Consider the following 25,254-nt stretch of genomic DNA (forward strand, 5'->3'; position numbering starts at 1 on the left):
ATTCAGCCATTTGTTTAACATAATTTCAAACCTACAAATCAAAAGGACTTTGATTGACCTATAAACTATTAAAATTACCTAAACTCAAAACCTTATGAAAATTCCCTTTACTATTGAAAAAGGAAATTTAAAACCCAAAATCCCTTTTTCATTAATTTTGCTGACACTTTTATTTGGAGGGCTTATGCTTTCCGAAAACTCGACATTGCAAGCACAACAACTCACGGTGAGCGGCACCGTGAAGGACCCATCTGGGGAATCCATTCCTGGGGTTAATATTCTTGAAAAGAACACAGGAAATGGAACTGTTACCAATATAGATGGTAATTATGAATTACAGGTTAGTTCGGGGCAATCTGTACTGGTATTTTCATTTATCGGCTTTGAAACCCAAGAGATATTGGTCGGTGACCAAAGCACAATTAATGTTAATTTCAAAGAAGATGCGCAGGGATTAGAAGAGGTGGTAGTTATTGGATATGGGACCCAAAGAGAGCGGGACCTTACCTCTGCCATTACCACAATTAAATCTGATGACATCATAAAGACGCCTAATTCCCAGGCTATGCAATCCTTACAAGGAAGAGTTGCCGGGGTGCAGATTGTTAGTAATGGAGCGCCAGGAGCATCACCAACAGTCCGCGTAAGAGGGATCGGTTCCTTTGAGGGAGGAGGAGCTCCGCTGTACGTTGTTGACGGAATGTTTTTTGACAATATTGATTTCCTAAGCCCTAACGATATTGCAACCATCTCTGTATTGAAGGATGCTTCCGCTTCCGCCATTTATGGCGTACGGGCGGCCAATGGGGTAGTGGTGATCGAGACCAAAGGTGGCGAATACAACCAAAAGCCTGAAATAGTCTATGACGGTTACTATGGCATTCAAAACCCTCAAAATGTATTGAAGATGGCAAATTCTCAACAATTTGTGCAATACATCAATGAAACCGGATCTGCTGCTGATATTGCCTTTGTGCAAAATGCCATTCAACGTTATGGAAGAAGCTATATAGATCCATCCTTACCTGCTGTGAATACAGATTGGTATAGTGAAATGATGGCACCAGCTGCCATACAAAACCACAACCTTTCTTTTAACGGAGGCAGTAATAAAACCAGGTATTCAATTGGTGCCAGTTATTTTGATCAGGAGGGTTTGATGAAAGAAACACGCAACAGTTATCAGCGAATGAATTTCAGAATCAAGCTTGATACAGATGTGAAGGATTGGATGACAGTAGGCGGTAATTTGAATTTAAGTACCGCAGAGCAATATAATGGAGACAATGGAGCTTGGTTTAGGTCTTACTTTGCTGTTCCTATTCTTCCTGTTTATGATGATACCAATGTAGATGCAAGGCCTTATGGCTTGTCCAATGCTCAGCAATTAGGATATAGAAGCAATCAAAACCCATTTTACAACTTGCTTTATTCTGACAATAGGAACAAAGTTTCCAAACTGTTGGGTAATTTTTATTCCGAAATAGAAATAATACCGAATAACCTGACCTTTAAAACCTCCTACAATTTCAGTATGGAGAACATCAATTCTAGAAATGTTGGCTTTGCCTACAGTGATGGCAGAGAGGAGCGCCAATCTTCCTTGAGCAGAAATTCATTTTCCAGATACGACCAGATTTGGGACAATTTCCTTACCTATCAAGATAATTTTGATCTTCATAACCTAACAGTTGTAATAGGACAATCTTTTAGGAGTGAAACCAATGAGGTTTTATTTGCAAGAGGTGAAAACTTAAACCCTGATCTAATGCGGGATGAGGAACAGTTTTGGTACCTAACCAATGCCACTGATTTTGATCTAAATGGAATAGGAGATGGCGGAAATAGGTTGTTTTATCAGTCCTATTTCTCAAGAGTAGCCTACAATTATGACGACCGCTACTTATTGTACGGAACATTTAGGAAAGACGGAAACAACAAATTTCAGCAAAAATGGGGCAACTTCGCCACATTTGGAGCAGGTTGGGTACTTACCGAAGAATCCTTTTTTAATGTTCCAGCCATTGATTTCCTTAAGATAAGAGGATCCTGGGGTCAATTGGGTAATGATGGAATCAATTCCTCTGTTGGTGCGCCTGAGTTGGTGGAAAACAGAGGTGCTTATGACGGTGTATTAATTATCGGACGACGATTGGATCCTACTTTTGATTTGATTGACCGTTGGGAAACTACCGTTGAGAGGAATATTGGTTTGAATGCCAGATTCCTGAATGAGCGCCTGTCTTTTGATGCAGACTATTTTATCAGGGATACAAGAAACCTTGCAGTAAGCATTATTCCTCCAGTAATTAGAGCAAGTGAAAGAAGAAGTGTAGGTGAAATTAGAAATGAAGGACTTGAATTGTCTTTAAATTGGGAAGACAATATTGCCCAGGATTTCTCCTATTACCTCAGTGGAAATATTGCCACCCTCAAAAATACAGTTTTAGGATTGGGTGGACCGGAAAGTTTAGATGCAGGTTCAGCCGAATTCAGACAACGTTCTATTGTTGGGCAACCTTACCTGGCGTTTTTTGGCTATGAAACAGATGGGGTATTTCAAACCGAAGAGCAGATCAACAATTACGGATATACACCACAATTCATTACAGATAATAATTTACAAGCCGGAGATTTGAAATTCAAGGATCAGAATGGTGATGGGATTATTAATGATGAAGACAGGGTAGTATTGGGTTCATTCTTACCAAAGTACTCTTATGGATTCAATGCTGGCTTTAATTACCGAAATTTCGAATTTTCCGCTTTGATTCAAGGTCAGGTTGGCAATAGTATTCTCAATAGAAAAAGGGGAGAAATTATTTTCACCAATGACACAAATATAGATGCTGAACTTGCCGAAAACCTATGGAGAGGAGAGGGGACTTCCAATAAATATCCTTCAGCTTCTGGTTTGAGAAGAAGTTGGAACCAGAATTTAAGCAATTATTTTGTCGAGGATGGAAGCTATTTTAGGTTGCAAAATGTCCAATTAACCTACTCCATTACTGATAAGGAAATATTGGGAGTGAAATTCCCCCAAACCAGAGTTACACTTACAGCGGATAGGCCATTGACAATTTTCAATTACAATGGATTTAATCCCGAAGTAGCCAATGGAATAGACCGTCAGGTTTATCCCATACCAGGTGTTTACACCATCGGCCTAAACATCAAACTTTAAACTCGAAACAAAGATGAAGAACAATAAATATAGAATCGTTTTGTTTTTGGCTTTAATTTTTGGCCTGGCTGGACAATCTTGTACAGGATTACTTGATGAGCCGCTAGAAAATAAATTTATAGCTGAAAACACAGATTATACGCAATTCCAAAATATGGACCTGTTGCTGTATGGGGCCTACAATGAGCTTTATTCACTTCAGTGGGAAAGCTTCCCTTTAATTAGTGTACGGGGTGATGATGTCAATGCAGGTGGAGATCAGGTGCCACTTACAGAGACGGATAATTTTCAATACAACAGAAATTTCTGGATGTACAATTCTACCTGGCTCAACCTCTATTCTGATCTTTTATTTTGGCATGGTGCCATGGAGGAGATCCAAAAGTACCAGGATGCAGGGGCCAGTGAAGCTGATACCCGTCAGTACATTGCTGAAATCAAAGTGCTAAGGGCTTATGAATTGATGCATTTGGCCCGGCTATGGGGAGCAGTGTTGATTCCCAATTCTTCAGAACCAAGTCACTTGTTTAATGTACCCCTTTCAGATTTTGATGCAGTGATGCAGCATATTTCCGAACAGATGGATGAAGCCATCCCTGACCTTCCGGGTGTTCACCCCAATCAAAGGACAAAAGTGAAAGGCGGCGTTACAAGGTATACCGCACTGGCAGTTAAAGCACTGGCAAATCTGGAAATGAAAAATTACCAGGCGGTGGTAAACGCAACGGATGAAATCATTAGCAGTGGCTTGTTTAGCCTGGAGCCAGATTACTACCAGCTTTTTAAAATTCCCGGTAAACTTAACGACGAAAATATCTTAGAACTGCAATATTCAGATTTTGGTCAGGCGAGTGGTACCAATACAAGGTATTTATGGGATTTTTTCGGCCCTTCCAACTGGACACCTGCCGTTTCCGGAGCCGGAGGTGGATGGGGCTTTTGGGAACCATCTCTTAAATATGTGAAATTTATGCTGGATAGAAACGAGCAAGAGAGATTGTCCACCTCTGTTTTATTTACTCCGGAAGGAATAGCCGAAATACAAGCCGATCCCAATTATGCAACTCTACCCAATTGGGTTACCAATAGCAGTGCGGACGGTGATGTATTCAATGATCATCCTAGGTATAATTTTCTAAGTGGAAAGCATTATTTACCCTCTACCCAACTTACTCCGGGCAGATTTACCTATGGTGAAAATAAAAACTTTACTTGTATCAGGTATGCCGAGATATTGCTTATACATGCCGAGGCTTTGGTAAGTGGTGCAAGCGGAGGCGTGATTTCGGCAGATGAAGCTGTTAACGAGGTTAGAAATAGGGCAGGACTAGGAAATCTGAGTGGCGTAAATCTTGAGGCTGTGTTGGAGGAGAAATTTGCAGAATTTGGAATGGAATGGGGAATCCGCTATTACGATTTGATTCGTCACGAGCAAACAGATGCCTTGAATTATGGAGGAAGAGTTTACGAACCAGAGGCAGATAAATACTTGCCTTATCCTTTAGAACAGCAGGATATTTTGCCTCAAATCAAAAACGCTGCTAACAATAACTAATGGTAAATTTAAAATATAATCCGATGATAAATATAAGGTTCACACTAATCATGTTGATGGCCTTGATTGCCGTCTCATGCACCGATGGATATATTGATGATATCGCCTTTGTAGCTCCTGGCACAGACAATGTGGCGCCGGAAATCCAAATCAATTTCCCAAATGAAGGTACGCAAATCCGCGTGGTGGAAGATGTTACGGCTATCAATATTGACTTTGCGATTGAGGATGATATCGAAATCGAAAAGGTTTCATTAAATATGGATGGAACAGAAATAGCCAGTTTTAACGAATTTATTGATTACAGAAGGTTTTTGAAAAAGTATACTTTTGAAACCCTTACCAATGGACAGCACGTGCTTGAAGTTATAGCCACAGATATGTCTGGTAAAACTGCTACGAAATCAGTGACTTTCGAAAAGACAGAACCCTATCAGCCAATTTATGAGGGTGAAGTTTTCTATGCGCCCTTTGATGGTGACTATGTGGAGCTGGTAAGGCTACAAACCCCTGATATTGCAGGAGCACCTGAATTCGCCAATGGATTGGTGGGGAGTGCTTATGCTGGTAAAACAGATTCCTACCTAAAATTCCCTACTGATGGATTAAAAAATGATTCTTTTAGTGCGGTGTTCTGGTACAATCTGAATGCCAATCCCGATAGGGCAGGGCTTTTGGTGATGGGGCCACCTGATGAAGCCAATCCATCAGCAATGAACAATAGAACTTCAGGATTCAGGTTGTTTAGAGAAAATGCGGGAGGCAAACAGCGGATAAAACTCAATGTGGGAAATGGTTCCGGTGACAATTGGTTTGATGGAGGAAGTGCTGCAGATATTGACCCTTCTATTTCAGGTTGGAACCATATCGCTTTCACCATTTCACCTGATCAAGCCACAGTTTACCTCAATGGAGAAATTGTTAGTCAAAATAATTTTCCGGGGATTGACTGGACTGGATGTGATTTGCTGTCTGTAGGTTCTGGAGCTCCCCGATTTGCTGGATGGGGACATTTATCCACTTCCAGCTTGATGGATGAACTGAGGATTTTTGATAAAGTTTTGACTCAGGAAGAGATTCAAGCTATTATGGCTGCAGAAAACAATTAAGAAAATCATAGCTCAACGGCAGCCACCCATCACGGCTGCCGTTCTATTTTCTACCGCATGTACCGAAAATTAATTCTACCCTACCTTTTCCTGATTTTGATATTTTCTTGTCAGGAGGAAAATTCTGAGGCACCCAATATTCAATTGACCAAAGCAACGGCCGGTCAAATTATGTTGGCTCAGGATTTTAGCCAAAATACAGGTGTTGCTGTAGACGAAAGCATTTCTTTGACTTTTTCTGTTGCTATAGAGCAAAGCAATATTGAAGACCTTATAATTCTCAAAGAGAAGGAATCCGGTCAATTGGTGAATTTTAATGTTAATTTTTTAGCTCAAAATAGAGAAATAATCCTCCGACCTATTGGCTTATTAAAACAAGGCACTGCCTATTCCTTAGCAGTCAAAGAAGGTTCATTAGGGAAAAATGGTGCCTACTTTTCCGGTTATAAGGTGGAATTTACCACCTTATCTGCGGCCATTAAGGTGCTTAATTTCGAGATTGATGAGGCTGAATGGGTTGGTAACCGCCGATGGGTAGGGGCTAGTCTAGACTTTTCTTTAACCATGACTTTTTCCCAAGCTATCGACCTTACATCCGATCAGGTAAAGCTAACAGAGAACGGGAATCCGCTTCTTGTGAAAGTGGAAGCAGGAGATAGTGAGAAGACTTGGACAATCAAAAGTACAGGTTTACTTAATGATTTTAAAAAGCATACCCTTTCTATAGTCTCCGACCCTAATTCTTCAGTGTCAGAAGAATTAGAGGATTTTACTGTTAAATTTTTTACAGGCAAAACTGAGCTTAATAAATTTCCTTTTCTCACCGATGCTGCTTTATTAACGCTTGTTCAGGAGCAAACCTTTAAGTATTTCTGGGATTTTGCACACCCGAGTAGTGGATTGGTAAGAGAAAGAAATACTTCAGGGGACCTGGTAACCACTGGTGGAACCGGCTTTGGAATGATGGCCATTATTGTTGGAATAGAAAGAGGATTTATAAGTAGAAGTGAAGGTGTGGAAAGGTGGGCAAAAGTGGTGGAATTTTTATCAAAAGCAGATAGGTTTCATGGTGTATGGCCTCATTGGTTAAATGGCAATACTGGGAAAGTGATTCCTTTCAGTCCCAAAGACGATGGGGGAGATCTTGTTGAGACAGCCCTGCTCATTCAGGGGCTATTAACTGTTAAAGAATACCTGGATCTTTCTAATGCTACGGAGAATGAAATCATTGAGGATATAAATGCTTTATGGGAGGAAGTAGAGTGGGATTGGTATACGAGAGGAGGTCAAAACAAATTGTTCTGGCACTGGTCTCCAAACAATGAATGGGATATGAATTTACCCGTTTCCGGATACAATGAAGCCCTTATTGTATATGTTTTGGCAGCTTCATCCCCTACCCATCCCATAGCCGCAGAGGTGTACCATAAGGGCTGGGCAAGAGATGGAGGAATAATGAATGGGAACAGTTATTTTGGGATGGAATTGCCTTTAGGCGTTGCAATGGGAGGCCCCTTGTTTTACGCGCATTATTCGTTTTTGGGTATGGATCCCAGAAACTTAAAGGATCAATACGCCAACTACTGGACTCAAAATGTAAACCATAGCCTAATTCACCAAGTCTATAGCGAGCAAAACAGTTTGGGCTATGTTGGGTATGGGCCAGTTATGTGGGGGCTGACAGCCAGTGATAACCAAGAAGGGTATTCCGCGCATTCTCCCACCAATGACAAGGGAGTTATTTCTCCTACTGCTGCATTGTCATCCATGCCCTACACACCCGAAGCTTCTATGGATGCACTTGAATTGTATTATTATGGTTTGGGAGACAGGTTATGGGGAGAATATGGTTTTTACGATGCATTTAACCTCACTGAGGACTGGATTTCAGACAGTTATCTTGCCATTGATCAGGGGCCTATTGTAATCATGATAGAAAATCAACGGACTGGATTGTTATGGGAACATTTTATGCAAAACCAGCAGGTACAAGCCGGCCTGGATAAATTGGGGTTTAGTTATTAAAAAATTGATTAATAGCGTCAATATAAAAGAGATATCAAATGAACAGGACATTAAACTTATGGATTTTTGGAATAGGAGTGTTGCTCCTTATTTCAAGTTGTAACAACAATCCCGAACCATCCAAGAGGATAATTGTAAAGGGATATGACCGACATGTTGAATTGCAATGGGAGCCTGTTGAAGGGGCTAAGAGCTATGCTGTTTTTGTAAAAAAAGAGGACAATAGCTATACAGAAAGAGCAAACGTGAAGGATACTATTTACATGGATTTTGTGAACGACCTGGGGACTGAGCTAGAACTTTCCTACAAGGTGGAAGCACAATTAAATAAAGGTACTGAAAGCTTGGGTGAAGTCACAGTAGCTACCCGATCAATGACGGACGAAGAACTGCTAGATATGGTTCAATATTACACATTTCGGTATTTTTGGGAAGGTGCAGAACCCAATTCAGGAATGGCAAGAGAACGAGTTCATATGGATGGCAACTACCCACAGAATGATCAAAATGTAGTGACCACGGGAGGAACTGGTTTTGGTATTTTTGGCCTGTTGGCTGGAATAGAAAGAAATTGGGTGAGCAAGGAAGAAGGGATAGCACGTTTTGAGCGTATAGTTGATTTTCTTGAAAAGGCTGATAGGTTTCATGGGGTTTGGCCGCATTGGATTCATGGGGAGAGTGGAAAAGTTAAGCCTTTTGGAAATGATGATGATGGAGGAGATTTAGTAGAGTCAGCCTTCTTAATGCAGGGTTTATTGGCCGTGAGAGAATACTATAATAATGGGACTGAACGAGAAAAGCAGCTTGCCCAAAAGATTGATGAATTATGGAATTCTATGGAGTGGAACTGGTACACCCAAGGTGGTCAGGATATTCTATATTGGCATTGGTCACCAAATTTTGGTTGGCAAAAGAATTTTGGGATCAAGGGGTATGATGAGTGCATGATTACGTATGTTTTGGCCGCTTCGTCCCCGACTTTCAGCGTACCTGCAAGTGTTTACCATAAAGGTTGGGCCAGGGATGGTGGGATTGTAAATGACACTTCGGCCTATGGACATGACCTTCCTTTGAAACACAATGGCTCACCTGAGTTTGGAGGCCCCTTATTTTGGTCTCATTACTCTTATTTAGGCCTAAATCCTAAGGGCTTAAAAGACCAATACGCCAACTATTGGGAGCATAACCGAAACCATACTTTGATTAACAGGCAATGGTGTGTAAATAATGAACAAGGATTTAAAGGCTATGGAGAAGACCTTTGGGGCTTGACGGCAAGCTATACCGTAACAGGATATGCTGCCCATAAGCCAGGAAATGATCTGGGGGTGATTTCTCCCACAGCTGCATTGTCTTCTATTCCTTATACGCCTGAAGAAAGCATGGCGGTGATAAAGAATTTGTATTACAATTATGGGGAAAATGTTTTTGGGCGTTATGGTTTCTATGATGCCCTAAGCCCGGAAAAAGATTGGTATCCACAGCGGTATTTGGCCATTGATCAGGGGCCAATTGTTGCGATGATTGAAAACTACAGAACAGGCCTTGGGTGGGAGCTATTTATGGCTGCACCAGAGGTTCAAGAGGGATTAGAAAAGCTGGGTTTTACCATTTCTGAGGAGTAATTGATTAAATTGTGAAAACGTATCCGCTAATTCAAACGTTACAAAATCCCTCCGTCACGGCGGAGGGATTTTGCTTTTTCAGGACTTACGAATAGCTGTTTAACCGCATTAAATTTTTAGTTGAAAATGAACTTGTAATCCTGTTATTTTTTCATTTTAGCACTGCAAGGGCATAGTAAATTAGCACAGGGTGTCAGCCATGTGGAAATAGGTGAAAATTTAAATTCTGTGCCATGAAAATTTGGTATTCATCACAGATAAATTCCAAATTGCTAAAATATTTCGCCCCTGCAGGGCTTAGGTTGCAATACTGATTTTTCACACAGGGCTTCACCCTGTGCTATTATATCTGACCCTTTCAGGGCCGGGATTGATTGGTTGGAGTTGCTGTTTAACCACTTTGGGTTTTTAGTTGAAAATGCATTTATTATCCTGATGTTTTTTTCATTTTAGCCCTGAAAGGGCATAGTAACTTAGCACAGGGTGTCAGCCCTGTGGAAATAGGTGAAAATTTTAAATCCTGAGCCCTGAAAGGGTGGCATTCATTCCACATTAATCAATATAACCATTTTACCCATTCTGAGTATGATTTGGTCCGGTCAAAGATGAATTTCAATTGATTCCAATACTTCTTACTATTTTTTCCTCCTGCCTTTTTTCCTTCCAGATGCTTCCGACCACCTACCTTTTGTTAGCCTGAGTGATGGAAGAAAATTCGGTGCTTAGGAAGATAAAATTGAACATAAATTAATTTTTGGATAAACGCTTTATTTATGGTTAAATTGAAAAAAATATATACCTACTATCGTGACCTTTTATCGCCAACCGACCTTTATAATCGCATTGTCCATTTGCTTATTTTTTTTGGTTTTGGCCTTTAGCTTCCCTGTGGGGATCAGGGAACAATTGGCAATTGCTTCCGCATCTACTTTAAGCTTATTCGGGAATTATTATTTGGTCTTAGGTCTATTTATGGTGATGCTATTGATAGGCATCGCCATTTCTCCCTGGGGAAAAATTAAATTGGGTGAAGGTCCCGTGGCTTACAATGGGTTTTCCTGGGTAGCCATGCTTTATAGTACGGGCATGGGAGCAGGGCTAATGCTAAGGGCCGTACAGGAACCTGTCTATTATTTCACCAATCCACCTAGATCAACAGACTTATCAGGAGAGGTTTTCGCTTTGGAGTACACGTTTTTTCATTGGGGCTTGACTCCTTGGGCCTTTTATGGTCTGTTTGGCTTGATGATTGGCTACCTGGTTTACGGGAAGGGGAGAGCCATGTTAAGTTCCTCGCTTCTGGTAGGTAGATACAATAGGCCTTTATTGATCGTAATTGTAGATGTAATTACCATTATCAGTACCTTATTTGGTGTGGTAGGCGCTGTAGGATTAGGCAGTAGGCAATTACTGGTTGGTTTTCAAAAGCTATTTGTAGAGGTAGAAATCAACTATTTCAACAATGCCTTGGCAGTACTACTGCTTGGCGGATTGGCTACGATTTCCGCATTTTCAGGGCTGAGTAAAGGAATTCAAAATTTATCCCGCTTTAATATAAGTGTGGCAATCTTCCTACTATTGGCCACCTTGTTTTCAGGTGATATTGTAGGAATTATGGGTAGTTTTTTATCTTCTATAGCTGCCTATGCGTATGATTTTTTGCCCATGAGCATCAATTATGGAAGCAAAAGTGTTTCCCAGGAATTCTTAATGGATTGGACCTTTTTTTATTGGGCCTTCTGGCTTTCCTGGGCACCATTTACCGGGGTGTTTATTGCACGTATTTCAAAGGGTAGAACATTTAGGGCTTTTATATTTGGGGTCATTTTGGTGCCCTCACTAGGTACATTTCTCTGGTTCACAGTGTTTGGAACCTCGGTCTTTGAATTGATAGGAAACCCTGAAAACTACAGCGGTCAATACGATTCTTTGTATGGATCCATCTTTGTTTTCTTTGACAGTTTTTCATTTGCTGCTGTTATGAAAATATTGGCTTTTATCTTGGTTTTTACCTTCCTGATTACCTCATTGGATTCTGCCATTTATGTTCTAGGCATGTTTGCAGACAGAGGGAATATGGAGCCAGACAAACAACATTTATTGGGCTGGGGTTTGATATTGTCCTTATTTACAATTGCAACCCTATTTATTGGAAAAGAAGAACTGTTACAGGCTGTTAGTCAATTGCTTATTTTGATTGCATTGCCTTTTAGTTGGGTTTATCTTTTGATGATTGGTAGTTTTATATTTATCTTGATAAAAAGAAATAAGCATGATGCAATTTAATCTGAAAAATTGGTATTTAACCCTAAGTCTCCTTTTAGGGATTTTTCTATGCCTGTCATGTGAAAGCAATAAAAAATTGGCCAGTTATGAAGGGGTGAAACACAAAGGGGTTTGTTGGGTAGGAAGTAGGGACCCACTTCAAGGAGGGGAATTGCGCACTTTGCAAAATTTAGGGGTTAGCCACCTTTCACAAACCCCATTTGGCTGGCAGAAGTCGGTTACTGCTCCAGAATTAAGTTGGGAAAAGGACCGTAAAAAATCATGGTGGGGGGAAAGTAGCAATGGGTTAATTTCCACTTCTGATACAGCCAGTTCCTTGGGGCTTACCAATATCTTGAAGCCTCATATTTGGGTGCGGGGATCTTGGCCCGGGGAAATAGCCATGAGCAATGAGAAGGACTGGAACTTGTGGTTTGACAATTATAAAGACTTTATTCTTTATTACGCTCGAATAGCTGAAAAGCAAGGTATCCCTATTTTATGCATAGGTACTGAATTGGAAAAGGCCAGTCATAAAGAAAAAAAGTGGAGGGAGATAATACAAGCCATACGTGAGGTTTATAATGGAAAGCTTACCTATGCTGCCAATTTCACAGAATACCAAAAGGTTAATTTTTGGGATGCTTTGGATTATATTGGTATTCAGGCCTATTTCCCATTGGTTGACCATCAAAATGCTCCTGATTTATCTCAATTAATTAAAGGTTGGGAAAAAGTGATTCCTGAAATAGAAAAAACGAATATCACCTACCAAAAGCCGGTGATATTCACTGAAATAGGCTATTGCAATACAGAAGATGCTGCACATTCTCCATGGGTTTGGCCCAGTGAAAGGCGAAAAGCTACCCTTTCGGAGGAAGTCCAAGCCTTGTGTTATGAGGCTTTCTTTGAAGCTGTCTGGGATAAACCTTGGATGCAAGGGGTGTATTTTTGGAAATGGTATCCTGAACCCAGGGTACGTGAACCTGATTTCACTCCTCAAAATAAAATGGCCGAGAAAATAATGAAGAAGTATTTTCTTGATGCCAAAATATAGATCGAGAAGATCTTTAACCCGGATTATGTAATAGGATTCGTGATGAGTGTTGCAATCGCAAGAAAATCAGGCTGTTTGGAGATTTTAGCATAGCACCGCTTTGGTGAAATTGAAAACAGCAACGAAGTGGCTGGTTTTAAAGCGATTTCAGCACGTAATAGAATGTCTATTGCATATTTCGGGTTTAATTATTGGCTAAAATACTCAGTCAGTCATTTTAGCGGGGATAGAAGTTTTTCGATTGATGAAGCCATGGAAGGCAACGATAACAACCAATACACCTACCATTACGACCGCTACAATACTGAGCGTATCATTTAATTCCCATTGCTTGGCAGCAATTGCTGTTATGCCCCAGGCACCTACCAATGCAGCTTCCCGCATATTTCTATAATAGGTTAACAAGGCATAGATAGAAGTGGCCACGATAATTACCAAAGCTGCCCAACCTGTTTCTGTCCAAATGTCATCTAATATCCCTGTATTTTTGATTCCTACAGATAGGGTCAAAACCGTAGCCAAAATGACCCAACCAGTATAAAGGCAAATGGGCCACCAGACAAAAAAGATGGTTTTCAAAGGTGCATCATAGGTTTCCAATCTTAGTCTAATAACCAATTGAATCAATGAGAATAATAATACTAGAATCACCACTACAGAGAGGAGTATTTGTTCATTGACCCACACATATATCCAAAGGGCATTGCTCAAATTGGCTACGATAAACCAAATACCTGAAGGGGTTAATGATAGGTCGTTTTGATTTTTATAATAACCAATCCATTGGTAAATCAAGTAAGCAATCAAAGCCAAATAGATCAAGCCCCAAATGGAGAAAGCGTACCCTGCCGGTGTAATCAAGGTGGTGAAATCGTCGCTGATGTCACCTACTGAATTACCAAAATAATTTCCGGAGCCTCCCAGGTAATTAATGAATAAAGTAAAAATAAAAGTGAGGGTATTAGTTAATAGAAGAGGTAGTGGTTTCATTTTGTTCTTGGGTTAGGTTGTAAGGTTTATTATAGTTCAGATTTTTTGATAGCCCTATAGGTTCTTTTTCTAAACAAAGGGAGGCTCTTGGCATAATAAGCAGCTAAAAGGAGCACGCCTAAACTTCCAAAAGCCAGTGTCAATGGACCACCAATGCCGTCAGTTACAAATCCAATTACAAAGCTGCCCAAGGAAAGTGAACCCATAAACAGCATGATATAGAAGCTTAAGACCCTTCCCCTTTTCTCCTCAGGTGAAATGGATTGAATCAAAGTGTTGGATCCGGTAAAAATGATTACCCTTCCCAGACCTGTAGCCAAAAGTGCTAGTAATGAGAGCCATAATATTGAACTGAAGGAAAACACCGCCAGTCCCAAACCAAATATTATGGTGCCTATGAGTATTAACTTATCCAATCCTAAAATGTTATTTTTTGTTCCAACAAAAAATGCACCTACCAAAGAACCTAGGCCAACAGCACTTGTCATGTACCCGAAAATCACCGCATCCCCATCAAATATCTCTGCAGCATAGACGGGTAGAATGACCATATAGGACATGCCAATTAAGGTGATGGCAGCAACAAACAACATTATAAAACGCAGGTGTTTTGTTTTAAAGGCAAACCTTGCGCCTTCTGCAAATGCATTTTTGAAATTCTGTTTAGGAAATTCTTTCGGCGCAGGTCGGTACTTAATAAAGGCGAAAAACACTACCACGCTAAAACTCGCTATAGCGTAAAGTAGAAAACAATACCCTTCACCTATTAAAGGAATTAAAATTCCTGCAAGGGCAGGGCCTACTATTCGGGCAGTATTGAAAAGCGAAGAGTTCAATGCTATGGCATTGGTTAGGTAGGCCTTGTCTTCAACCAGATCGTTGACAAAAGCATGCCTTGAAGGCATTTCTAGCCCACTTATCAGCCCAAAAATAATTTCTAAGCTGAGTATTAGGGTGAAATTTATATTGCCTGAAATGGTGAATACAGCCAAGGCTGTAGCATTGATGGCAATGATTGTTTGGCAGACCATCAGCAACTTGTGCTTGTTATACTTGTCTGCAAATACTCCTGCAAAGATAGAAATAAGAAAAGCTGAAATCTCCCTTGAAAAGGACACCACACCTAAAAGTAGGGCAGAGCCGGTAAGGCTATACACCAACCAGCCTACCACTACCTGCTTCATCATATTTCCCAGGTTTGAAAATGCCTGTCCGGTAAAGAAATACCGGTAATTTGATGAAGACAGTGATTTGAAAATTAACATTGCTAGGGATGAAAAAATGATTACTAATCAAACATGACAATTGATGTCTTTGATCATTTACAATCAAAAAAAGGCTTGTTTGGTTTCATCCACTATGATATTGTTAAATGCTTTTTACGAAATCCTCCCATTTACCAAAAGGTTCCGCTTTCATGACTCGTGGAAATTTGACTTGACCACCCTTCTTTTTCTGTTTTTCATTGTAGGCAATGAAGGTCGATACAGGCACAATTTTTACATCAATGCTTTTTAAAGCTTTGTTTCTGGCTACATTATAATTCTTATTGTTCTCTCGAAGGAAAGCATCCAAAAAATCTTTAACAGCAGCTTCATCGGCATCTCCTGAGTCTTTACCCAAGTACCAGCGATGGAGATATTCATCATTTTCTTCAATAGCCGCCACGGTGTATTCAGGAATTGCTAGATTGAATTTTTCCTGTAATGCTTCCATTGCCTTGTCCATTTGGTGAACACCCAATTGGCTTCCTACTACATTGAGAAAAAATTTGGTTCTCCCTGTTATGCGTATTTCTGAACGCTCCTTATTGGTAAATGCTATCGTATCTCCAATCATGTACCGCCATGTGCCGGCAACAGTAGAAATCATTAGAATATAATCTTTATTTTCTTCTACTTCAGCAATCCCCAATGCTTTGGCATCGGCATTTACAGCCCCATTTTCATCTATGTTTTCAGGCTCAAAAGGCACAAATTCAAAGTACACACCATTGTCTAAAACCAAGGCCATTGCATCTGTATCGGGACGGTTCTGAAAAGCCAGAAAACCTTCCGAAGCAAGATAAGTGTCTATATAAATCAATGGGTGAGCAAGATTTTTCTCAAAGCTTTTTCTGTGAGGCTCAAAGGCTACACCACCGGGAGTATAAACGGAGAGGTTGGGCCAGATGTCATGAATAGAAGAGACTCCATGGTAGGAGATCACTCTTTTCATCATCAACTCTATCCATGATGGAATACCAGATATACTTCCAATGTCCCAATCTTTAGCATTTTTTGCAATCTCTTCGATTCTTTCATCCCAGTCTTCAATGGCTGAGATTTCGGGCCCTGGTTTATAGAAGCTTTGAAACCAGAAAGGGATTTGATTGGCGCTGATACCACTTATTTCACCTTGTAAAAAACCATCCTGCTGCTGAAGTGCTGTAGAACTTCCCAACATCATGATTTGTCTTTCAAAAAAGTCAGGAGGTAAATCATATTTGGATAAGCTTACTACCTGTTGAATACCTGTTTTTCTTATGGCATCAACCATGTCCTCCGTCACAGGGATATATTTGCTATTGCTGGTTGTTCCTGAACTGACTGCAAAATATTTGTTAATTCCTGGCCAGGTAATGTCTTCATGCCCTTCCCTTATTTTTTTCCACCATTCATTGTAGATTTTATCATAATCATGATAGGGGACTTTGTTTTGAAAAGCCTTAGGTATATCCTCAGCATCGAGGATGTTTTTAAATCCATAGTATTTTCCAAAAGCGGTGTCTTTAGCCGTTTCCAACAATTGGGTTAAAACCTTTTCCTGGTCTTTTTCTGGGCTATTTTCTGAATTTAATTTACCGCCAAGTTCAATGGCTTTTTTTATGAGTTCACCAATTACGGGCATAAGGTTTTCTATTATTTATGGTTGTTTTATTTCGTTGTGAAAGTAGCAATTATCAGACCATTTAAAAATATGTGTTTAAGTTATTGAAATTTAGTCTTTTAAATAAAGTTTAATTATGTTTACGTAATGATGTAGTTTGAAAAGGTGATTTAATTATTGCCATTGTTTGACTTTATGCCTCTCATTATAGAGGCAATAAAATAATAGGTTATGGCTATATATGAATTAATTTTTATTTTAATTAAGAAAGATAACCTGAATGCAGGTTTGTCTAAAATTGAGTTGGGTTACAGGGTAAATAATTTATTTTTTTACTTAGTTCCAATTGTTTTTTTAAGCGAAAAATTCAACTAATTAAAATTGTTAATTAGTTTAAAAATTTGTTTTTTAGTTGGGTGTAAGGAACATCCTGATTTTTATGACAGGATTAGAAATGAATTCAACCAGAAATAATGTTACTTTTGAAAATTTCAGGGTCAAATGAAATTTAAATTTTTCTGACAGTTTAAAGTTAAATTATGGAACCTTCTTTAGATATTTCATTTGGTGCCATTAGTGAGGCAATGTATGGATTTGATTTTCCTGAAATTGATTTGGTTTTGGGTATTTCTCAGGGAGCAAAGTCACCTGCGGCAATGATAGCTCATCAGTTAGGCGTTGAATTAAAATTAATTATTGTAGGTAAGAAGAACAAGCGAGGGAAATTTTCTGTATCTACAGCAGAAATTGAAAACAGTGCTGCCTGGGATTTTTTCGGGCATCACCGGATTCTAATTGTGGATGATATTTCTATAACAGGCAAAACCATTCAGTTTATCAGAGACAATGTCAAAGCAGATAAGGTATACAGTATGGTTCTTTTTGGTGAGGCGGACTATGTTTTGTTTCCCAAAGTAAAATCCGCAGTAAAATTACCTTGGACTACTGAAAAAAAGTAAAGGAGTTGGAAGATAGGGTAGAGGACTACTTAAGCCTATTAGGATAGGTAGCATTTTGAGTAGCTTTACACTTTAAAGCAGTTCCGTTCCCAAGTCATATATATTTCGGACTTCTTTCAATATTTTATTAATATCTATATTTAAGTCTATCAAATTGCCTGTTTTGATATCAAAAACAACTCCATGAATTATTGGACCTCCATTTTTTAGGAAGCTCTTTTGCCATACAGCCATTTTTATCACATTTATGCATTGTTCCTGAACATTCAATTCGACAAGTCGATTGTATCGCTCCCGCTCATTCGTAATTAAATTTAACTCTTGAAAATGTAAACGATATACATCCCTAATATTTCTTAACCAGGGATTTAATATACCTAAGTCTTTTGATTCCAGAGCGGCAGCTATTCCCCCGCACAAGTAATGACCGCAGACAATTATATGTCGCACTTCTAGGTGGCCCACAGCATACTCTATTACCGAGGCTGAATTATTGTCATTATTAGGAACTAAATTGGCGATGTTTCTGTGTACAAATACTTCCCCAGCATCAGCCCCTAAAAGTTCTTCTGCTGTAACCCTGCTGTCACTACAACCAATAAAAAGGTGCTTAGGCGTTTGACCTTTGGAAAGCTTTTCAAAAAAATCTTTGTCTTGGGCCAATTTTTTCTGAACCCAAACCCTGTTATTCTCCAATAGTCGCTTATATTCCATAGTGTTACCTTTTATCGCCTACCTTACAACCTTAGTGAATAATTAATATCAAGGTGCACAACCATCAACCCGAAATATGCAATGGACATTCTATTACATGCTGAAATCGCTTTAAAATCAGTCACTTCGTTGCTGTTTTCAATTTCACCATAGCGGTGCTATGCTAAAATCTCCAAACATCCTGATTGTCTTGTGATTGCAACACTTCCCGTAAACACGGGACAGGCTTCACCCCTGACCATTGTCAGGGCGGAGAAATTCTATTACATAATCCGGGTTCAAATATACCTGTAATCTTTGTGCTAGCAAACTACTATTTACAAATTGCTTTTCAGAGTGGATAGTTGTCTATTCAGTAGTCTTCATTCAATTATCCTTTGAATTTACGGGAATTGATGAGACAAGCCTAAAACTAGAATTTGCCTTTTTGAGGAAGAGGAACAAAATCTGTTTCACCTGATACTTTCGGGAAAGTTTGGTTAAGCCATTTTAATTTGGCTGCTTTGATTAATTCCTTGTCTGACGAGACAAAGTTCCATTCAATGAATCGTTCTTCAGGAAAAGGTTCGCCGCCAAAAAGGTAAACGGTGGTATTTTCCCCTATAGTAAAAGTGCATATTTTACTATCCTTTGCTACCAATAATTGTTTAGGTCCGTAGGTATTCCCTTCGGAACTTATCTCCCCACTTAGGATATATAGTGCACTTTCCCCAAATAAATCATCTCCAATATTCAATGTAGTTTCTTTACTGCTCTTTATCTCTAAAAAGTACAAATCACTATAGGTGGGTACAGGTGATTTCCTGCCAAAAGATTTGCCAGCGATCAATTTCATTTGGACACCATCTTGCTCCCATGCAGGAATCTCATCTGCGGAGATATGTGAAAAGGAGGGAGGCATTTGTTCCAGATTTTTCGGTAGAGCTACCCATATTTGCAATCCATGAAGCTTTTTGTCCACTTTTCTAAGGTAATCTGGGGTTCTTTCCGAATGGACTACACCCTTTCCTGCGGTCATCCAATTCACTTCACCTGGTTTGACCTCTACGGAGGTACCCAAACTGTCTTTATGCAATATAGACCCTTCAAATAAAAAGGTGAGGGTAGAAAGTCCTATATGTGGATGTGGTGGTACATCCAGGTTTTGCCCTTTATCCAATTGCACAGGCCCCATATGGTCGATAAATACAAATGGGCCTACTGCTCTTTTCTGTGCAAAAGGTAATAATCTCCCTACCAAAAAACTTCCGATAGAAGCTGCCCTTTCTTCGATAATCAATGATAGATTTGACATAGATTAAATTTGAAATCACTACTAATTCAAACAATATTAGATCAACGCCTCTTCTCCTTCATTGTACCAATTTCGGTTGATCTTTAAGCTTAAAAGCATAAGCAAGATACAAACAATAGCTGTGTTTAGAGAAGCAAAGGAATAAATTAAAATAAAAACCAAGAGGTAATAAATAGGGGTAGCGACCAAGCCCAGACAAAATTTGATCGTACCATAAAACACGGTGTCTTTTATTTTAGGTTTTATCCATGCCCACACTAGCCATAGAGGTAAATGCATGGCCTTAAACAAGCGATTTTTCCATTTTGGATGAGCATTTTTTTGTCTAACTACTGGTTTTGAGGTGGTAGGTGTACTATCTGTCCGGAAGGTAGTGAGATCAGTGTCGGTTCGGAGGAGCTTAATAAGGGCATTTTCATAATTGTCTTCAGGAAGATGCAGTGTCAATTTTTGTAATTCATTTTGCACTTTTCTCACCAAGGCTTTCTCTTGGCCCATATACTCTTTTGCGGCTATTGGTTCTCCCACTTCTAGCAGCACCTTTGTGCCAGATTTTTGGTGGGCTTGGAAGTTTAGGCCAATGGGTAGAATTTTCAAATCCATTTCAGGATCCTGCATTAATGCCCCAGCTACAATTCTTGTGAATCCCTTACTTAAAGGTCTTACCTGCCTCTTGAGGCTGTGGTTTCCTTCTGGGAATAAGAGAATTTTCCCTTGTTTCTGTAAGACGGATTCGCAAAATGAAAAGCTTGATTTATTTCCTTGTATACTTCCAAAACCATCTCTGATTCTATAGACGGGAACCATCCGGATAAAAGTCAATATTTTGGCTATAATGGGATTTTTAAATACAGAAGCTCTTGATAGAAAATGAGGTTTAAGATCGATATAGGTTGCGATCAACAATGGATCCAATAGGGCATTCTGATGGTTTGAGACAATTACAATAGGGTTATTTTTATAAGGTTTCCATTTGCCCTTTACCTCAATTTTAGAAAAGTAAAACCATAGGGCAATTTTGACCCATCGGTTCAATAGGCTATTAAATAGTTTTTGCCACATAGTTGTATTTTTTCCATAGCATAGCAATTGTTAACCCTGATATTATGTGCCAAATCCCCCACCATCCTGCGATAATCGACATTCCCCCCAATCCATCGAAATAGTTGAAAATCAAAACAAGGGCTAGGCCGGAATTTTGAATGCCTGTTTCTATTGTTAGCGTTTTAGTGTCGGGAAGGTTAAGGCCAAATATTTTCGATATACTGTAGCCTGAAGCTAAAGCAATAAGGTTATGCATTAAAACAAGGCCAAAAATCCATCCTATAACCCTAATGAATAGGTCAAAATTGCTAAAAAATGCAATGATAACAATGCTTATAAAAATGACAACACTAATGGGCTTAAGGATATTAGCCATTTTTTGGGCCATTTGGGCTTTTTTATTGTTGACATAAATTCCTAAAATTAATGGAATTCCTAAAATCAAAGCTACTGTCTCAAATACATCGGCATAATCAAGGCTTATGCTTTTTAATAGAAGGGCAGCCGGCTCATACATGCCTGACCATAGTGCAAAGTTAAATGGAGTTAGTATTACAGAACTTAAAGTGGCAAATGCCGTAAGACTTACAGACAGTGCACTATTACCCTTACTGTAATTGGTTAGGAAATTTGAAATATTACCACCCGGACATGCGGCTACTAGGAACATTCCTAAAGCAACACTAGGAGTGGGTTGAAGTGCGAATACCAATAATAAAGTTAAAAATGGCAATAGTATAAATTGAGAGATAATCCCTAAAAAAAATGATTTTGGGTTTGTCCATAAATAAGTGAAATCTGAAAGTTTGATTTCAAGGGCAACGCCAAACATAATTACAGCTAGGGATATGTTCATCAATAGTAAAGAACCTTCCCCAAAATTGATCTGCATTTGATCTAATTCTTCCATAAATCTTTTAAGTGTGAGGCTCAAAATTAAGATAAAAATTCAGAACGGTAGGTTTGTTGGATAAATGTTAAGTTTTTACAACTATTCAAAAACAAAATTTCAATGATAAATTTAATTTTTATAAATTTGACCATTGAAAATTTCGGAAGGAAAGATCAAATGGCACTATTGGCTAATTTTGAATTGTTCAGCACTAGAACTTCATATTATTTCCAAAGCGGTGGACAGTAAAAAATAGTAATCTTATAAACCATAGAATAGACAATCAACATTATGGAAAAAATTAAAGTAGGTATCAATGGATTCGGTAGGATAGGAAGACTCGTTTTCCGTGCTGCACAGGAAAGAGAAGATATTCAAATTGTAGGCATCAACGATTTGATTGATGTAGATTACATGGCCTACATGCTAAAATATGATTCTACCCATGGCCAATTTAAAGGTGATGTGGAAGTTAAAGATGGCCAATTAATAGTGAATGGCAACGCCATCAGAGTTACGGCTGAAAGAAACCCTGCTGATTTGAAATGGTCTGACGTAGGTGCAGAGTACATTGTAGAATCTACAGGTTTATTCTTAACCAAAGACAAAGCACAAGGTCATATTGATGCAGGTGCTAAAAAAGTAGTAATGTCAGCTCCTTCAAAAGATGATACGCCGATGATCGTTATGGGCGTGAACGAAGGTACATATACTTCTGACATGGTATTTGTTTCCAATGCTTCTTGTACTACTAACTGTCTTGCTCCTCTTGCAAAAGTGGTGAATGACAATTGGGGTATCGTAGAAGGATTAATGACTACTGTACATGCTACTACTGCAACTCAAAAAACTGTTGACGGACCTTCTATGAAGGACTGGAGAGGCGGAAGAGGTGCTGGACAAAACATCATCCCTTCTTCTACTGGTGCAGCTAAAGCTGTAGGTAAAGTTATCCCTGAATTGAATGGTAAATTGACTGGTATGTCTTTCAGAGTTCCTACTCCTGATGTATCTGTAGTAGATTTAACTGTAAGATTGGAAAAAGGTGCTACTTACGAAGAGATTTGTGCCAAAATGAAGGAAGCGGCTGATGGAGAACTAAAAGGAATCATGGGTTACACTGAAGATGCAGTTGTTTCTAATGATTTTATCGGTGACCCAAGAACTTCTATATTTGATGCAGGTGCTGGAATCCAGTTAAGTGACAAATTTGTGAAATTGGTTGCATGGTATGACAACGAATGGGGATACTCTAACAAAGTAGTAGACTTGTTGCAATACATTGCAAAAAAATAATAAGCCTTAGGCTTTAGAATTTATTGAAAATAGGGTTGGAAATTTTCCAGCCCTATTTTTTTATGCTTTTTTCATAAGTGTTTATCCACTCTTGCGTACTCACTTTTGCTATTAGCTTCCCTATTAATTCATAGGGTATTTTGTCCATTTTTTTGAAGCGAATACAGCTTTTACCCATGTCCAGTTTGGTAGTACTGAACTTTGAGTATTCAGTTGTAAACCAGTTCAATAATTCCTCATTGGCATAGATCCCTAAGTGGTATAGCGCTATATAATTCTTTTGGTTGGCTAAGTTTACAAAGGGTAGGGGCAATTTGGGATTGCAATGGTACCCAGCTGGATAAAGTTTATGGGGAACAATATAGCCTATCATACCATAACTCATGGTTTCTTCAAAACCTTCAGGAAGGTTTGAGTTAATTACTTCTCGCAATTTTATAAAAGCTTCCTTTCTTTTATCAGGGATTTCATCAAGATAGGCCTCTACCGATTGTGTTTTGCTGTTCATATTAATCTTTAATAGCTTAGTTCCTCTCTAGCGAGGAAGCTGTTTTTGATAGGTCATTGAGTAACTTCAAAGTCTCCCTATGTAATATAGGAGCTGTTTCAGGGCCTAGTGAATTAACTTCTCCATAGGGTGCTTTATCTCTTCCATAAGTGAAAGGAGGTTTTTCATCCCACTGGCTTTTGGGCACAATATACCCAATCATATCATTAGCCATTCCACTAAAGAATTTAAATTTGCCTGGCATTTGACTTTTGATGGCAGGGACTTCTACTGGAGCTATGCCAAAATCAGCGCCTTCCGGAGCTTCTACTCCGCCGTTGAGGATCTCTGGATACAGTTCACCTGGAATATGTACAAAAGTTGCAGGGCCTAGTTTCCATGCGTTTACTTCTGACCTTACCTTTCCCCAAGAGACAAATCCACGATCAAAAACCCCAATAAAAGAGGCAAGCCTAAATAATTTATTTACCATAGGTAGTGCTACAGTTTTGGCACGTAAAGCCAAGCTGCTATTGTACACAGTATCCATGCCTTTTTCCATGGTTTCAAAGCTTATTTTAGCGAGCGCCATCCCCTGTGCATCAATTTTTTCTACAGTTGCCTCTTTCAAAGTGTCCTTTGAGTAGGGGTGGAGCAATGGGTCGCTTGGCCTAGTGGTCATTAGTCCTCCAAGGGCGGCATTGAGGAATATAGAAACCCCTCCTAATCCTTCGTGGTAAACAGAGTCATTGTACACAATTCCCTTTTCCATGTATTCCCTCCAATAATGAGGGAAATCAGAACTTACCAAAGTATTCTGAGACCAAAGGGTTTCGGGATGATTGCCCCAGTTCAAAATTGTTCCTAAAGTCTTATGCGTGTCTTTGTCCACTACCTGCATTAATCTAATGGCAGCATCGTATACTTCCGGTGCCCTGGTATCACCGACAAGTGGTGCGGCGTCACTTTCATTAATAGCGAATTTTAAATAAGCAGGTTTTTGTTTGTTGTAAGCTTCCAATACAGAGGACACAATCCCGTCAAAGACCAGGTTTTTGTAACCTTCATCGACGCCTCGCGTGAATGGATCCGGTCCCCACATGCCCATCATATCCGGAGAGGAATGCACATGAGTACTAGTGATGATTACATGATCTAGATCTGTTTGTTCAAGAATTCTTTTTCTGACCGTTAGTACCTCATCATTGCCAAAACCTATCATGTCAATAACGCATAGACCCAATTTGATTTTTCCATCATTTAAAACCATGGCCCTTGCCCATAAAGGGTCATTGATTCCCGATGCCGGTCTGTTTTGCTGAAAGCCTGCTAACCAAATAGGATCAAATTTGTCGTTCCCATTGAGGTCATTGTAATGGTCCCCATCGGACTCATTGAATCTTGCATCGTCATTAGCATCTTCCCAGGTGTCAAAACCAACAGGGCTTATGTCTGCAATGGCAAAGCCTGCAGATAATTCACCTTTACCTTCATTCATCAAAGACAAGTTCAAGTCGTATCCCTTGTGCCTGTCACGAAATTGGTAGGTTCCGTAAATTAGAGCTATCAATAAAATGGCACCTATAAATAGAAGAAAATATTTTAACCAGTGATTCATATAAAAGTTTTAATTTATTACTATAAATGATAAGAAAAGACCATTGATAAGCTATTCTACCGTACAATAAGTATTGAATATATTGTTTAACCCGAAATATGCAATAGACCTTCTATTACGTGATGGAATCACTTTAAAATCAGTCACTTCGTTGTAATTTTCGACTTCACCATAGCGGTGCTATGACTCAGTCTCCAAATAGCCTGATTTTATTGTGATTACACCACTTCCCGTAAACACGGGACAGGCTTCACCCCTGACATTATCAGGGC

Annotated in this window: 18 protein-coding genes; 9 read left to right on the top strand and 9 right to left on the bottom strand. The window is 39.3% G+C overall.

Going from position 1 to position 25,254, the window contains the following annotated elements; genetic code table 11:
- The first annotated feature begins 94 nt into the window (after positions 1–94).
- The 7 genes from AC13EX_RS16360 (at position 95) to AC13EX_RS16390 (ending at position 12,820) form a co-directional block, all read left to right on the top strand.
- Positions 95–3,184, top strand: a complete 3,090-nt coding sequence (locus AC13EX_RS16360; RefSeq protein ID WP_482893502.1) for a SusC/RagA family TonB-linked outer membrane protein — start codon at positions 95–97, stop codon at positions 3,182–3,184.
- Positions 3,185–3,197: 13 nt separating this feature from the next.
- A complete protein-coding gene (locus tag AC13EX_RS16365; RefSeq protein ID WP_482893503.1) occupies positions 3,198–4,739 on the top strand; it encodes a RagB/SusD family nutrient uptake outer membrane protein in 1,542 nt (513 codons plus the stop codon).
- 23 nt (positions 4,740–4,762) lie between these two features.
- Positions 4,763–5,848: a LamG domain-containing protein gene (locus AC13EX_RS16370; RefSeq protein WP_339717455.1), complete on the top strand. Its 1,086-nt coding sequence runs from the start codon at positions 4,763–4,765 to the stop codon at positions 5,846–5,848.
- Positions 5,849–5,905: 57 nt separating this feature from the next.
- Positions 5,906–7,873, top strand: a complete 1,968-nt coding sequence (locus tag AC13EX_RS16375) for a glucoamylase family protein (protein ID WP_482893504.1) — start codon at positions 5,906–5,908, stop codon at positions 7,871–7,873.
- 38 nt (positions 7,874–7,911) lie between these two features.
- On the top strand, positions 7,912–9,498 hold the full coding sequence (locus AC13EX_RS16380) for a glucoamylase family protein (protein WP_482893505.1): 1,587 nt from the start codon (positions 7,912–7,914) through the stop codon (positions 9,496–9,498).
- An 807-nt stretch (positions 9,499–10,305) separates the two neighbouring features.
- A complete protein-coding gene (locus AC13EX_RS16385; protein ID WP_482893506.1) occupies positions 10,306–11,784 on the top strand; it encodes a BCCT family transporter in 1,479 nt (492 codons plus the stop codon).
- Positions 11,771–12,820: a glycoside hydrolase family 113 gene (locus tag AC13EX_RS16390; protein WP_482893507.1), complete on the top strand. Its 1,050-nt coding sequence runs from the start codon at positions 11,771–11,773 to the stop codon at positions 12,818–12,820. The genes AC13EX_RS16385 and AC13EX_RS16390 overlap by 14 nt, the downstream gene beginning before the upstream one ends.
- A 204-nt stretch (positions 12,821–13,024) precedes the next feature.
- Here the strand turns inward: AC13EX_RS16390 and AC13EX_RS16395 are convergent, their stop codons facing one another.
- The 3 genes from AC13EX_RS16395 to AC13EX_RS16405 all read right to left on the bottom strand — a co-directional run bounded on the left by AC13EX_RS16395 (position 13,025) and on the right by AC13EX_RS16405 (position 16,699).
- Positions 13,025–13,810 carry a hypothetical protein gene (locus tag AC13EX_RS16395; protein ID WP_482893508.1) on the bottom strand — a complete coding sequence of 262 codons (786 nt, stop codon included), beginning with the start codon at positions 13,808–13,810 and terminating at the stop codon, positions 13,025–13,027.
- Between the two features lie 29 nt (positions 13,811–13,839).
- Positions 13,840–15,075 carry an MFS transporter gene (locus AC13EX_RS16400; RefSeq protein ID WP_084011947.1) on the bottom strand — a complete coding sequence of 412 codons (1,236 nt, stop codon included), beginning with the start codon at positions 15,073–15,075 and terminating at the stop codon, positions 13,840–13,842.
- Between the two features lie 103 nt (positions 15,076–15,178).
- The gene (locus AC13EX_RS16405) at positions 15,179–16,699 is read right to left on the bottom strand and encodes a GH3 family acyl-acid amido synthetase (protein WP_482893509.1); all 1,521 of its coding nucleotides are present in this window, start codon (positions 16,697–16,699) and stop codon (positions 15,179–15,181) included.
- A 518-nt stretch (positions 16,700–17,217) separates the two neighbouring features.
- Here AC13EX_RS16405 and AC13EX_RS16410 point away from each other — a divergent pair.
- The gene (locus AC13EX_RS16410; RefSeq protein WP_482893510.1) at positions 17,218–17,637 is read left to right on the top strand and encodes a phosphoribosyltransferase; all 420 of its coding nucleotides are present in this window, start codon (positions 17,218–17,220) and stop codon (positions 17,635–17,637) included.
- 72 nt (positions 17,638–17,709) lie between these two features.
- On the opposite strand, the gene AC13EX_RS16415 is transcribed toward AC13EX_RS16410, so the two are convergent.
- The 4 genes from AC13EX_RS16415 to AC13EX_RS16430 form a co-directional block, all read right to left on the bottom strand.
- Positions 17,710–18,351, bottom strand: a complete 642-nt coding sequence (locus AC13EX_RS16415) for a carbonic anhydrase (protein ID WP_048643874.1) — start codon at positions 18,349–18,351, stop codon at positions 17,710–17,712.
- A gap of 412 nt (positions 18,352–18,763) precedes the next feature.
- Positions 18,764–19,645, bottom strand: a complete 882-nt coding sequence (locus AC13EX_RS16420) for a pirin family protein (protein WP_482893512.1) — start codon at positions 19,643–19,645, stop codon at positions 18,764–18,766.
- Positions 19,646–19,681: 36 nt separating this feature from the next.
- Entirely contained in the window at positions 19,682–20,707 is a 1,026-nt protein-coding gene (locus tag AC13EX_RS16425; protein ID WP_048643872.1) for a 1-acyl-sn-glycerol-3-phosphate acyltransferase, read from the bottom strand.
- Entirely contained in the window at positions 20,688–21,599 is a 912-nt protein-coding gene (locus AC13EX_RS16430; RefSeq protein WP_482893513.1) for a bile acid:sodium symporter family protein, read from the bottom strand. Before AC13EX_RS16430 ends, AC13EX_RS16425 begins: the two co-directional genes overlap by 20 nt.
- Before the next feature lie 273 nt (positions 21,600–21,872).
- Here AC13EX_RS16430 and gap point away from each other — a divergent pair, with 273 nt between their 5' ends.
- On the top strand, positions 21,873–22,877 hold the full coding sequence (gene gap / locus AC13EX_RS16435; protein WP_048643870.1) for a type I glyceraldehyde-3-phosphate dehydrogenase: 1,005 nt from the start codon (positions 21,873–21,875) through the stop codon (positions 22,875–22,877).
- Between the two features lie 52 nt (positions 22,878–22,929).
- Here the strand turns inward: gap and AC13EX_RS16440 are convergent, their stop codons facing one another.
- Positions 22,930–23,385 (bottom strand): DUF1801 domain-containing protein, encoded by a 456-nt coding sequence (locus AC13EX_RS16440; RefSeq protein WP_482893514.1) that lies wholly within the window; start codon positions 23,383–23,385, stop codon positions 22,930–22,932.
- Positions 23,386–23,401: 16 nt separating this feature from the next.
- Positions 23,402–24,982 carry a neutral/alkaline non-lysosomal ceramidase N-terminal domain-containing protein gene (locus tag AC13EX_RS16445; RefSeq protein ID WP_482893515.1) on the bottom strand — a complete coding sequence of 527 codons (1,581 nt, stop codon included), beginning with the start codon at positions 24,980–24,982 and terminating at the stop codon, positions 23,402–23,404.
- Between the last annotated feature and the right edge of the window lie 272 nt (positions 24,983–25,254).

The sequence above is a fragment of the Cyclobacterium sp. L-R genome, from assembly GCF_056859355.1.